Consider the following 12,276-nt stretch of genomic DNA (forward strand, 5'->3'; position numbering starts at 1 on the left):
ATCGGCTCAGCGCAGCAGATGCGCCCGGGCGAACTGCAGCGACTCGGTCAGAAGGTCCTCGCGTTCGGCGGCGGTGCGCGCACCGGAGGTGGTCACCTCGAGGATGACATGGCCGGAGAAGTCGCTCGCGGCCAGCATCTCGCAGATCTGGACCGTCGGTTGGGTGCCCCGGCCGGGGACCAGGTGCTCGTCGGTCGACGCGCCGCTGCCGTCGCACAGGTGCAGGTGCACCAGCCCCTCACCCATCCGCTGCGCCATCTCGACGGCGTCGGTCCCCGCTGTGGCGGTATGGGAAAGATCCAGGGTGTAGTGGGCGTGCCCACCCTCAAGCGGATCATAGGACGGGGCGAACGCCGACAGCCCCGGACCGGGCCGGCCGCCGCGTTTGCGCATCCGCTCGATCGACGTCTGGCCGGCGCCGAAGAACCGGTCGGCGCGGAACGGGAACATGTTCTCCACGGCCACCATCACGTCGCTGCCGGCCTCCAATTCGGCGACCTGGGCGCTGAACCCCTCGGCGTAGCGGCGCTGCCACCGGAACGGCGGATGCACCACCACGGTCTGCGCGCCGAGCTGCTCGGCGGCGCGGACGCTGCGTTCCAGTTTCGGGATCGGATTGGCGCCCCACACGCGCTGCGAGATCAGCAGGCACGGTGCATGCACCGACAGCACCGGAACGTCGTAGCGGCGCGACATCTCCTCGATGGCATCTACGTCCTGGCTGATCGATTCGGCCCACACCATCAGCTCGACGCCGTCGTAGCCGAGCGTGGCGGCGTACTCGAACGCGGCTTCGGTACGAAGCGGATAGACCGACGCTGTCGACAGTCCGACCTTGATGGCAGGGCGCACGATGGATGCTGGACCTGGCCGCCGTCAGCCCGACTGCAACAACGCGAGCGGGCCCAACGTGACCAGGGCGCCGACGGCGACGGCGATCAGTGTGCTGCCGATGTCCTCGGTCTTGCGCACCACCCGGACCGCGACGACCAGACCGAGGATCACCAGTACCGACAGCACCAGCGCGACGATGTTGTTCCACTTCCACAGCTGGTCGAACGCGATGAACAGGCCGGCGCCGAAGACGACCGCCAGGATGCTCTGCCCCACGATCCACAACCCGTGCACGAACGACGACATGCGCCGCGGTTCGCCGTAGTCCTCGTCGAGGTCCTCCTCGAGATCCTCGACGTCGGTGCGGTCGCTCGAGGCGCGGTCGACGTCCTCGGCCAGGGTCTGACCGCCGAACAGCGGTTCGGAGGTGGAGCGCAGGTAGGACGGCAGTTCGTCGTCGGTGTCGGCCTCGACCTCGGCTTCGTCGTCGATGTCGGTGTCGGTGTCGGTGTCGGTGTCGGTGTCGTCGGCGTCTCGGTCGTCGAGGTCCTCGTCGAACGCGGCCTCGGTGTCGAGATCCTCGAGTTCCGGGCTGTCGGTCAGGACCAGTCCCTCGTCCGCGGCGCCGGATTCACCATCGGGTTCGCCATCGGCTTCGCCATCGTGCCGGCCGACGTGCGCCGAGTACTCGGCGACCGCGTCGGCGTAGTCGTAGTCGTCGGCGTCGGCGTCGCCGATCTCGTCGAGGTCGACACCGGTCAGCGCGTCCTCGCCGGGCTGCGCTGCTTCCTCCGAGTCGACTTCTTCATCAGTCTCGACAACCTCGGCTTCTTCGTCGGTCTCGGCCGGCTCGACAGTCTCGGCTTCTTCGACGGTCTCGGCTTCTTCGACGGTCTCGACCGTCTCGTCGGTATCGGCCGGCTCGACGGTCTCGGCGGACTCGGCCTCGCCGGCCGGTTCCTCGACCTGCGGCTGCTCGACCGGCGCCGGTGCGGTGTCGGTGTCGGTGTCGCGGATCACCGGGATCTCGCCGGTCAGCTCGGCGACGGTCACGGCGTCAGCCCGTCCACGGCGGCGACGGCGGCGCCCGCCGACCGGCGGCGACCCGATCGTGCCGTTGCGGGCCAGCAGCTCGGCGACCGAGATCGGCCGCGTACTGCTCTGGTCGTCAGAGGGGGTCATCGTCCGTCGCCTTTGCGCCTCGCTGCTTCATCGTCCAGCATCGCGCACCGATATCTGCTGCGTGCCCGATTCGCCGGCACCCCCCACCAGGGCGGTGCCGTCGGCCTCGCTGTCGAGTTTCCGCAGAATCAACCCCTCCCGCAACGCCCAGGGACAGATGTCCACCGTTTCGATACCGAGGGCTTTCATACTGGCCTCCGCCACCAGCGCGCCCGCAACGATCTGCGGCGCCCGGTCGGCGCTCACTCCTTCCAGCTCCGCACGGTCAGACGCGGTCATCCTAGAGATGAACGCTATGAGCTGGCGAAGCCCGGTGGCGGTCAGCGTCCGCTTGACCCGCGGACCGGCGCCCGAGGGCGCCGCGCCGGTCAGCCGCGCCAGGGAGCGGAAGGTCTTCGAGGTGGCCACCGCCAGGTCGGCCGGACCGGCCGCGGTGATGGCACCGCCGGTGCCGGCCAGCTCGTTGGCCAGCCAGTCCCGCAGCATGTTGACCCGGCGCCGGCCGGGCGGGTCGTCGGGCAGCCACTCCCGGGTCAGGCGACCGGCGCCCAGCGGCAACGACAGCGCGACGTCGGGTTCCTCGTCGACCCCGCTCGACAACTCCAGCGAGCCGCCGCCGATGTCGATATTGATGATGCGTCCGGCGCTCCACCCGTACCACCGGCGCACCGCCAGGAACGTCAGCCGCGACTCGTCGACGCCGCTGAGCACCTGCAGCGCGACCCCCGTCTCGGCCCGCACCCGCGCCAGCACGTCGTCGGAATTCGTCGCGTCCCGCACCGCGGAGGTGGCGAACGCCATCATCTCCGCGCAGCCCGAACTCCGGGCGATCTTGGCGAACTCGTCGACCGTGCTGATCAGCTTCTCGGCACCGCGCCGGGTGATCTTGCCCGAACTGTCTGTGGCCTCGGCCAGGCGCAGCGACGCCTTGGTCGAACTCATCGGGGTCGGGTGCCCACCGCGGCGCGCGTCCACCACCAACAGGTGGACGGTGTTGCTGCCCACGTCGAGCACGCCTAATCGCACCCACCCAACCTAATGGGTCTACCGTGGGAAACCGTGAGCGGATCGGACCATCCCGGTGAGGTCGAGCTGGATTTCGCCCGCGAGTGGGTGGAGTTCTACGACCCCGAGGACCCCACACATCTGATCGCGGCCGACATGACGTGGCTGCTGTCCCGGTGGACGTGCGTGTTCGGCACCCCCGCCTGCAAGGGCACCGTCGACGACCGCCCCGACGACGGATGTTGTTCGCACGGCGCGTTTCTGTCCGACGACGACGACCGCGCCAAGCTCGACGACGCGGTGCAGTTGCTGACCGACGAGGACTGGCAGTACCGCGAGAAGGGTTTGGGCAAGAAGGGGTACCTCGAGTGGGACGAAGTCGATGACGAACCCAACTTGCGGACCCGGAAGTACAAGGGCGCCTGCATCTTCCTGAACCGCCCGGGCTGGCCCGGCGGTATCGGATGCGCCCTGCACAGCAAGGCGCTCAAGCTGGGCGTCGAACCGCTGACGCTCAAGCCCGAGGTGTGCTGGCAGTTGCCGATCCGGCGCACCCAGGAATGGGTGACCCGCCCGGACGGTTCGGAGATCCTGCGCTCGACGATCACCGAATACGACCGGCGCGGCTGGGGCGAGGGCGGACTCGACCTGACCTGGTACTGCACCGGTGATCCCAACGCGCACGTCGGCGAGAAGCCGGTGTGGCAGTCCTACGCTCCCGAGCTGACCGAACTGATCGGCGAGAAGGCCTACGCGGAGCTGGCGGCGATGTGCAAGCGCCGCAGCGCATTAGGACTGATCGCAGTGCATCCGGCCACCCGGGCCGCGGAGTGAGCGGCTACCCCTCGAGCTTGTAACCCAGCCCGCGAACGGTGACCAGGTGCACCGGGTTGGCCGGGTCGGCCTCGATCTTGCTGCGCAGCCGTTTGACGTGCACGTCGAGGGTCTTGGTGTCTCCGACGTAATCGGCGCCCCACACCCGGTCGATGAGCTGGCCGCGGGTCAGCACCCGTCCGCTGTTGCGCATCAGGTATTCCAGCAGGTCGAACTCCTTGAGCGGCAACGTGATCGGATTGCCGTTGACGCTGACCACGTGACGTTCGACGTCCATCCGGACCGGGCCGGACTCCAGCACCCCGTCATCGAGCCCGAGTTCCTCGTGATCGGCGCCGCGCCGCAGCACCGCCCGGATCCGCGCGATCAGTTCGCGCGCGGAGTACGGCTTGGTGACGTAGTCGTCGGCGCCGAGTTCCAGGCCGACCACCTTGTCGATCTCGCTGTCCCGGGCGGTCACCATGATGACCGGCACACTCGAGCGGGACCGCAGCTGCCGGCACACGTCGGTGCCGCTCATCCCGGGCAGCATCAGATCGAGCAGCACGATGTCGGCGCCGGCGCGGTCGAACTCGGCCAGGGCCGAGGGGCCGTCGGTCACCACGGTGGTCTCGAAGCCCTCCTTGCGCAGCAGGAACGCCAGGGGATCGGCCAAGGACTCCTCGTCCTCCACGATCAACACACTGGTCATCGATGCACTAGTCCTCTCGTTCGTCGTGTTCGGAGTCTTCGTCAGGCAGATACGCCGGAATCGACAACGTGAACGTCGATCCGGTTCCCGGCCGACTCCACAGCCGGATGGATCCGTTGTGGTTGGCGGCAACGTGTTTGACGATCGCCAGGCCCAGACCGGTGCCGCCGGTGGCGCGGGAGCGGGCCTTGTCCACCCGGAAGAACCGTTCGAACACCCGCTCCTGGTCGGCCGGGGCGATACCGATCCCGCGGTCGGTGACCGCGATCTCGATCGTGTTGCCGATGCGGCGCCGGCTGATCGACACCGAGGAGCCGTGCGGTGAATAGGCGATGGCGTTGGACACGAGGTTGGCGATCGCGGTCACCAGCAGCGTCTGGTCACCCAGCACCCGGAAGCCGGTGGGAGCGTCGGTGGTGATCGCGATGTCGGCGTTGTCGGCGGCCACCTTGTGCCGGGACAGCGCCTCGGAGACCACGCTGTCCACTTCGACGACCCCCAGATCAGGCAGCGCCTCGGCGCCCTGCAGCCGGGACAGTTCGATCAGTTCACCCACCATGTCGGCCAGTCGGTTGGATTCGGCGACGATCTTCTCGGCGAAATGCCGCACCGTGTCGGCGTCGTCGGCCGACGCCAGCACCGCTTCTGCCAGCACGCTCATCGCCCCGACCGGGGTCTTGAGCTCGTGGCTGACGTTGGCCACGAAATCGCGGCGGGTGGCTTCCATCCGCGCCTGCTCGGACTGGTCGAAGACGTAGATCACCGCGAACCGCCTGTCGGCTTCGGTGAGCAGCCGGACATGTCCGCGCACCGACAAACCCGAGCGGCCGGACCGGCTCGAGGGGCGCGACAGGTCGATCTCGACGTCGGCGCCGGTGGCCAGGGTGCGCCGCGCGCCCTCCCACGCCCGGTCGTCGAGCAGCCGATCGCGCACCACCCCGAGTTCCTCGGCGCGGTCGTTGCAGTACACAACGTCACGGAAGGTGTCGACGACCACCACACCGTTGGGTGATTGCGCGGCGATGCGCTCGAGCATCTGGGAGACGGTGAGCCCGGACTGCGCCGCGGCCCGGCGCTGTCGACGGTCGTTCAGGCGCGGAGCCACTCGGGCCCCGACCGCCACACCGACCGGCATCGCCAGCAGTGCCACGATCGCTGCGAGCAGCAGCGCCGATACGACACTCACGCGATGATCGTACGTACCGGGTGAACGTCATCCCAGCAGCGTGCGGCCAGATCGGGACAACTCACACCGCGAAAGACGAGTGTTCGGCGCGTCGTCGCGCGCTGTTCACCTGACGTTCGTCCCCGGTGCCGGTCCCGCCCCGGCGCTGCGCTACTTCGCGCCCTGGGCGGCCACCGCCGCCGCCCCGGCGGCTGCGGCGTCGGGGTCGAGATACGTGCCGCCCTGGCGGACCGGCGACAGGTTCTCATCCAAGTCGTAGCGCAGCGGGATCCCGGTCGGGATGTTGAGCCCGACGACGTCGTCGTCGCTCATGCCGTCCAGATACTTGACCAGCGCGCGCAGCGAGTTGCCGTGCGCGGCGATCAGCACCGTCTTCCCCGCTTTCAGGTCCGGCACGATGGTCTCGGTGTAGTACGGGACGAAGCGCTCCACCACGTCCTTGAGGCACTCGGTCAGCGGCGGGCCGCCCGGCACGTCGGCGTAGCGCGGATCGGCGTCCTGGCTGAACTGCGACCCAACCTCGATGGCCGGCGGCGGGGTGTCGTAGCTGCGCCGCCACGCCATGAACTGCTCATCGCCGTACTTGGCCTTGGTCTCGGCTTTGTCGAGTCCCTGCAGCGCGCCGTAGTGGCGCTCGTTGAGCCGCCAGTCGCGGTGCACCGGGATCCAGTGCCGGTCGGCCTTGTCCAGGGCGAGGTTGGCGGTGGTGATGGCGCGACGCAGCAGCGAGGTGTAGACGACGTCGGGCAGCCGGTCCTGCTCGGCGAGCAACTCGCCGGCGCGGGCGGCCTCGGCGCGGCCCTTGTCGGTCAGATCGACGTCGACCCAGCCGGTGAACAGGTTCAGCGCGTTCCACTCACTCTCGCCGTGGCGGAGCAGGATCAGCGTCGCGGTATCTGCCATGTAGGGCATCTTCTCACGCGCGCAGATCAGTCGTCGGAGTCGCTGATGAGGTGCTCGAAGGCGCGCAGGTTCTGCAGCGACTCACCCCGCGACACCCGCCATTCCCACTCTTTTTCGATCGACGAGCGGAACCCCAACTCGAGCAGCGTGTTGAAGTCCGAGTCGACGGCCTCGAGGACCTGGCCCAGGACCCGGTCGACCTCGTCAGGGGTCACCGACGCCAGCGCCATCCGGCCGACGAGGTAGATGTCGCCGACGTTGTCGAGGGTGTACGCGACCCCGTAGAGCCTGCGGTTGCGCTTGAGCAGGAAGCGGTAGACGCCCTCGTGGTTCTCGTCGGGTCGTCGGCAGACGAACGCCTCGATGCGCACCGAGTGCTCACCGACCGACAGGATGGTGTTGGTCTTCAGGCGCCGCTCGCCGGGCAGTTCCACCACGACCCCGGGCAGGCCGCCGTGGGCGCCCTTGTGATGGAAGTAGGGCAGCTCGTGTTCGTGGAGGGTCTTCTCGATGACCGCGACCACGGTGTCGGGAGTGGCCGGGGCACTCATGCCGACACCCCGCGCCGCAGCGAGAAGCGGCGGCCCTGGCGCACCGCGGAGAGTGCCGTCGCATCGGCCGCCTTCGCGTCCCGGTGATCGGCCATGGCACGTCCGTAGCTGTCCAGCAGCGCATCGACGGTGTGCCTCCACGAGAACGTGGCGGCGTGCTCGACCGCGGCCGTGGTCATCCCGGCCGGGTCGCCGGCGAACACCCGTGCGAGCGTGGCGGCCCAGTCGTCGATGTCGTGGCCGTCGACCAGGGCTCCGCTGGCGCCGTCGCGTACCGCGACCGGTAGCCCGCCCACCGCCGCGGCGACGACCGGCGTACCGCAGGCCTGCGCCTCCACCGCGACCAGCCCGAACGACTCCGAATAGCTCGGGACGGCGACGATGTCGGCGGCGCGGTAGACGCGGACCAGGTCCTCTCGGGACTGCGGGGGAAGGAAAGTCACACGCTCGGTGATACCCAGCTCGGCGGCCAGGTGAACCAGGCGCTCCGGGGTGGCCAGTCCGCTTCCCGACGGTCCGCCGGCGATGACCACCCGGACCCCGGGCAACCGCGCGGCCGCGCGCAGCAACACGTCGGGAGCTTTGAGCGGCTGGATGCGGCCGACGAACGCGACGATCGGCTCGTCGACGGGCAACCCCAGCTGGGCCCGTGCCACTGCGCGTTCGCCGGGGGTGAACGTGTCGAGGTCGACGCCGGGGTGCACGACGTCGATGCGGGCCGGGTCTGCGTGATGCAGCGAGACCAGTTGCTGCGCCTCATGTTCGGTGTTGACGATGAGCCGGTCGGCCTCGTCGGCGACCTGTTGCTCCCCGATGGACCGCATCGGCGGTTCGGGACTGTCCCCGTCGGCCAGCGACGCGTTCTTGACCGCGGCCAGGGTATGCGCGGTGTGGACCAGCGGCACAGCCCAGCGATCGGCGGCCAGCCAGCCCACCTGACCGGACAGCCAGTAGTGCGAATGCACCACGTCGTAATAGCCCGGCTCGTGCGTCGCCTCGGCCCGCAGCACCCCCGCGGTGAACGCGCACAGCTGGGTCGGCAGGTCGTTCTTGTCCAGCCCCTCGAACGGTCCGGCCACCACGTTGCGCACCAGCACGCCGGGAGCCACCTTCACCACCGGCGGGTCGGCCGAGGACGTCGCCCGGGTGAAGATCTCCACGTCCACGCCGCGGCGGGCCAACTCGAGCGCCGTGTGCAGCACGTAGACGTTCATGCCGCCCGCGTCGCCGGTTCCCGGCTGGGCCAGTGGCGAGGTGTGCACGGACAGCACCGCCACCCGGCGCGGCTGCGGCAGTCCGGACGGATCGGTCGCTAGAGACACACCGTCATGTCTACACCGCCCGCGCGGCGACCGGACTCACGCACCGGCCTCGGCGCGACCCGCGCGACGGCTCCACCGGGCCGCCTAGTGTTGAGGCCATGACGACGCCTACTGACACCCGCCGAGTCGCCGTGGTCACCGGCGCCAGCGCCGGAATCGGCGCGGCCACTGCGAGAACCCTTGCCGCACAGGGCTTTCACGTGGTCTGCGTGGCCCGCCGGGAGGCCCCGATCCAGGCGCTGGCCGCGGAGATCGACGGCACCGCGATCGTGGCCGACGTCACCGACGCGACGGCGGTGGCGGCGATGGCCGGCCGGCTGGACCGGGTGGACGTGCTGGTCAACAACGCCGGCGGGGCCCGCGGGCTGGAGCCGGTGGCCGATGCGGACATCGACCACTGGCGGTGGATGTGGGAGGCCAACGTGCTGGGCACCCTGCACGTCACCCGCGCGCTGCTGGGAAAGCTGATCGACTCCGGCGACGGCCTGATCGTCACGGTCACCTCCATCGCGGCGGTGGAGATCTACGACAACGGCGGCGGATACACCTCGGCCAAGCACGCCCAAGGCGTGCTGCACCGCACGCTGCGCAGCGAGCTGCTCGGAAAACCGGTGCGGCTGACCGAGGTCGCGCCCGGGATGGTCAAGACCGACTTCTCGCTGAACCGCTTCTCCGGCGACGCCGAACGCGCCGAGAAGGTCTACGAGGGCGTCACCCCGCTGGTGGCCGAGGACATCGCCGAGGTGATCGGCTTCGTCGCCAGCCGGCCCTCGCACGTCGACCTGGACTTGATCGTGGTCCGCCCGCGCGACCAGGTCAGCGGCGCGGCCGGTTCCCGCTTCCACCGGGTCACCTAGCCGCCGGGTCGGGCCCCGGCCGGCTGGGGCGCCTGCGACGGCGTCACCGGCGCGGTGTCGGGAATGGTGTCCGGCGACTTCCGGTCGGACAACGCCGACATCGCCACCCACTCCTCCCACGGGACCGCCCAGTCCCAGATGTCACCGTCGGCGTAGGACAGTTGGAGCCGGGTGCCGGTGACCTCGACCGGATCGCCGTAGACCGCGGTGTGGAAGTACTGCTCGGCGTCTTCCAGCGACAGGTTGATGCAACCGTTGGTGACGTTGCTGTTGCCCTGGGAGCCCAGGCTGGCCGGGTTGGCGTGGATGAACTCGCCGTTGTTGGAGATCCGCACCGCGAACCGTTCCCGCACGTTGGCGTAGCCGGCCGCCGGGTTGGTCATGTAGAAGTCCTCGTACTTCTCGGTGACCACGTGCACGCCGCTGCGGGTGACGTTGCGGTCCAGGTCGCCCTCGCCGTAGCTGCACGGGAAGTCCATGATCACCGCGCCGGCGCCGTCGAGCACCTGGATGCGGTGGCTGCCGGCCTCGGCCTTGACGACCTGGCGGCGGCCGATGGCGAAGTCCAGCGTGGAGTCGGCCGCGCCGTAGGCGCCGTCGCCGAACGGCACCCCGTAGAGCTTCGCGTCGACGTGCACCGTGGTGCCGGCCGGGTAGTACTCGCGGGTCCGCCAGTGCGCGCGGGATCCGGCGGCCTCGTCGGGCAGCCAGGCCCAGCCACCCTCGACCTGCGGGCTGGTGGTGACCGTGAGAGCCTTCTCCACCTGCGCGCGGGCCGACTCCGGGATCGACGCGTTGAACTGCAGGATGATCGGGGCGGCGACCCCCACCGTCTGGCCGTCGGCGAGCTGGAAGCGGCCGTTGACCTGGGTGGCCGGGCTGACGGTGGTGAATGCGCCCGCCACCGGCACGGTGGCGCCGTCGGCGCCCAGTGCCCTGCCCGACCAGGTGTAGGTCATGCCGTAACCCAGTGGCTCGGTGACCGTGAACGACGTCCGCTCCGGGTTCACCTCCCCCGCCACCACCTTGCCGTTGGTGTTGGTCAGGCGGATGTCGGCGAGGGTGCCGTCCTCGACGCGCACCGCGATACGGGCGGTGGGGTTGACCTCCTGCGCCGCGTCGGCCGGGTCGAAGGTGACCTTCGGCTGCGCGGGGGCATCGTCGGCGACGTCGCCGAGCGGCCCGCCGCCGGACCCGCAGGCCGCCAGTGCGCCGGGTGCGACCACCCCGACGGCCAGTGCGGCCAACGCGCGGCGCCTGCTCAGCGCCGGGTGTGCAGAACTCACACCCGTCGACAGTACCTAGAGGCGGCACCCGATCAGCGTTGGTTCCGGTGTGAGTTCGATCCCGAAAGCCGCCGACACCCCGTCCCGGACGGTGCGGGCCAGCGCGAGCACGTCGGCGCTGGTGGCGTGACCGCGGTTGGTCAACGCCAAGGCGTGCTTGGTCGACAGCCGCGCGGGCGCGTCGGGGCCGGGGTAGCCCTTGCCGAAACCGGCCTGCTCGACGAGCCAGCCGGCGGCCAGTTTCACCCCGTCCGGGGCCGGATAGTGCGGGACGGGTCGTCGGGCCGCCGCGGCGACGCGGTCGAATTCGGCCTGCGACACCACCGGGTTGGTGAAGAACGATCCGACGCTCCACGTGTCGTGGTCGGCCTCGTCGAGCACCATGCCCTTGCCGCCGCGCAATGCGAGCACCGCCGACCGCACCGCGGCCGGGTCGGCGCGTTCACCTGGTTCGACGTGCAGCGCGGCGGCCAGCTCGCGATAGCGCAGCGGAGCGCTGCGACCCGACTTGTCGAGGGCGAACTCCACCTCGAGCACCACCATCGCCGACGAATTCTTCAGAATGCTTGTGCGGTAGCCGAATTCGAGGACGTCAGGGGTCACCCAGCGCTCGTCGCCGGTGCGACGGTCCAGCAGCCGCACCCGGCGCAGGGTGTCGGCGACTTCGGCGCCGTACGCGCCGACGTTCTGCACCGGTGTCGCGCCCGCCGAGCCGGGGATGCCGGACAGGCACTCCAGCCCGCCCAGCCCGTGCGCCAGGGCCGTGACGACGACGTCGTCCCAGCCCGCGCCCGCTTCGGCCCGCACCACCTCGCCGTCGACGGCGATGCCGCGGTTGGCGAGGCGGATGACCGTCAGGTTGTCGAGGTCGTCGCTGAGCACCACGTTGGAGCCGCCGGCGAGCACCAGCGCGTCGGCGTCGGCGGCGCGGACGGCGTCGATCACCTGGTCGGTGCTGGTGCAGGTGACCAGCCGTGCGGCCACCGGTCCGACGCGCAGCGTGGTCAGCGGCGCCAGCGGCACCCGCTCGGCGACCGCCACGCCCCCTAGCGTCGAAGTGACCACGGCCGCTAACGGTAGCGTGGTTTGCTATGCCGCGTTCATTCGACTTGGCCGCCGAATACGAGGGCACCGTCGAACAGGTTCACCGCGCCTTCAGCGACGAGCAGTACTGGTTGGTGCGCCTGGAGGATTCCGGCGCCGACCACGTGCGGCTCGACGAGATGACCATCGAGGACTCGGGAGCCATCCGGGTCCGGACCACCCAGATCCTGCGGGCCGACCGGTTGCCGGCCGTGGTGACGCAGTTCCACCGCGGAGACCTCAGTTTCGTGCGCGAAGAGATGTGGACACCCGTCGTCGACGGGCAGGCCAGCGCGGTGGTCAGCGGCTCCATCCCCGGTGCCCCGGCCAGCCTCACCGGCAACGCGCTGCTGCTCCCGGCTCCCGAAGGCGTCCGTGCGCGATTGGACCTCACCGCCGTCGTCGAGGTCCGCGTCCCGTTGGTCGGCGGCAAGATCGAGAACTTCATCGGCAACCAGCTGGTGGACCTGCTGATCGCCGAGCAGCGATTCACCACGGGGTGGATCACCGAGAACAGCTGAGTCCGGCCCTACCATCGAGGC

At 69.9% G+C, this 12,276-nt stretch carries 13 protein-coding genes; 3 read left to right on the forward strand and 10 right to left on the reverse strand.

Going from position 1 to position 12,276, the window contains the following annotated elements; genetic code table 11:
• Positions 1-6: 6 nt before the first annotated feature.
• The 3 genes from G6N31_RS18455 to G6N31_RS18465 are packed head-to-tail and all read right to left on the reverse strand — an operon-like array spanning position 7 to position 3,042.
• Entirely contained in the window at positions 7-852 is an 846-nt protein-coding gene (locus G6N31_RS18455; RefSeq protein ID WP_098000841.1) for a sugar phosphate isomerase/epimerase family protein, read from the reverse strand.
• 24 nt (positions 853-876) lie between these two features.
• Positions 877-2,016 carry an Rv0497 family membrane protein gene (locus tag G6N31_RS18460; RefSeq protein WP_098000843.1) on the reverse strand — a complete coding sequence of 380 codons (1,140 nt, stop codon included), beginning with the start codon at positions 2,014-2,016 and terminating at the stop codon, positions 877-879.
• 27 nt (positions 2,017-2,043) lie between these two features.
• On the reverse strand, positions 2,044-3,042 hold the full coding sequence (locus G6N31_RS18465) for a Ppx/GppA family phosphatase (protein ID WP_163722253.1): 999 nt from the start codon (positions 3,040-3,042) through the stop codon (positions 2,044-2,046).
• Between the two features lie 12 nt (positions 3,043-3,054).
• On the opposite strand from G6N31_RS18465, the gene G6N31_RS18470 reads away from it, so the two are divergent.
• The gene (locus G6N31_RS18470; protein ID WP_098000847.1) at positions 3,055-3,855 is read left to right on the forward strand and encodes a DUF3109 family protein; all 801 of its coding nucleotides are present in this window, start codon (positions 3,055-3,057) and stop codon (positions 3,853-3,855) included.
• Positions 3,856-3,859: 4 nt separating this feature from the next.
• Here G6N31_RS18470 and G6N31_RS18475 read toward each other — a convergent pair whose 3' ends face one another.
• The 5 genes from G6N31_RS18475 to mshA form a co-directional block, all read right to left on the reverse strand.
• Complete coding sequence (locus G6N31_RS18475) at positions 3,860-4,546, reverse strand: winged helix-turn-helix domain-containing protein (protein ID WP_098000849.1); 687 nt, start codon at positions 4,544-4,546, stop codon at positions 3,860-3,862.
• Positions 4,547-4,553: 7 nt separating this feature from the next.
• Positions 4,554-5,732: a sensor histidine kinase gene (locus tag G6N31_RS18480; protein ID WP_098000851.1), complete on the reverse strand. Its 1,179-nt coding sequence runs from the start codon at positions 5,730-5,732 to the stop codon at positions 4,554-4,556.
• Between the two features lie 150 nt (positions 5,733-5,882).
• A complete protein-coding gene (locus tag G6N31_RS18485) occupies positions 5,883-6,635 on the reverse strand; it encodes a phosphoglyceromutase (protein WP_098001097.1) in 753 nt (250 codons plus the stop codon).
• Positions 6,636-6,661: 26 nt separating this feature from the next.
• Complete coding sequence (locus G6N31_RS18490; RefSeq protein WP_098000853.1) at positions 6,662-7,186, reverse strand: type III secretion system chaperone family protein; 525 nt, start codon at positions 7,184-7,186, stop codon at positions 6,662-6,664.
• Positions 7,183-8,508 (reverse strand): D-inositol-3-phosphate glycosyltransferase, encoded by a 1,326-nt coding sequence (mshA, locus tag G6N31_RS18495; RefSeq protein WP_098000855.1) that lies wholly within the window; start codon positions 8,506-8,508, stop codon positions 7,183-7,185. Before mshA ends, G6N31_RS18490 begins: the two co-directional genes overlap by 4 nt.
• A gap of 98 nt (positions 8,509-8,606) precedes the next feature.
• On the opposite strand from mshA, the gene G6N31_RS18500 reads away from it, so the two are divergent.
• A complete protein-coding gene (locus G6N31_RS18500) occupies positions 8,607-9,365 on the forward strand; it encodes an SDR family oxidoreductase (RefSeq protein WP_098000857.1) in 759 nt (252 codons plus the stop codon).
• Here the strand turns inward: G6N31_RS18500 and G6N31_RS18505 are convergent.
• Positions 9,362-10,651, reverse strand: coding sequence for a L,D-transpeptidase (locus G6N31_RS18505; RefSeq protein WP_098000859.1), 1,290 nt, complete (start codon positions 10,649-10,651; stop codon positions 9,362-9,364). The genes G6N31_RS18500 and G6N31_RS18505 overlap by 4 nt on opposite strands.
• Before the next feature lie 15 nt (positions 10,652-10,666).
• Positions 10,667-11,716: a UDP-N-acetylmuramate dehydrogenase gene (locus G6N31_RS18510; RefSeq protein WP_098000861.1), complete on the reverse strand. Its 1,050-nt coding sequence runs from the start codon at positions 11,714-11,716 to the stop codon at positions 10,667-10,669.
• A 26-nt stretch (positions 11,717-11,742) separates the two neighbouring features.
• Here G6N31_RS18510 and G6N31_RS18515 point away from each other — a divergent pair, with 26 nt between their 5' ends.
• Positions 11,743-12,255: a DUF2505 domain-containing protein gene (locus G6N31_RS18515; protein ID WP_098000863.1), complete on the forward strand. Its 513-nt coding sequence runs from the start codon at positions 11,743-11,745 to the stop codon at positions 12,253-12,255.
• Positions 12,256-12,276: the final 21 nt, after the last annotated feature.

Source organism: Mycolicibacterium duvalii, from assembly GCF_010726645.1.
GTDB classification, from domain to species: Bacteria; Actinomycetota; Actinomycetes; order Mycobacteriales; family Mycobacteriaceae; genus Mycobacterium; species Mycobacterium duvalii.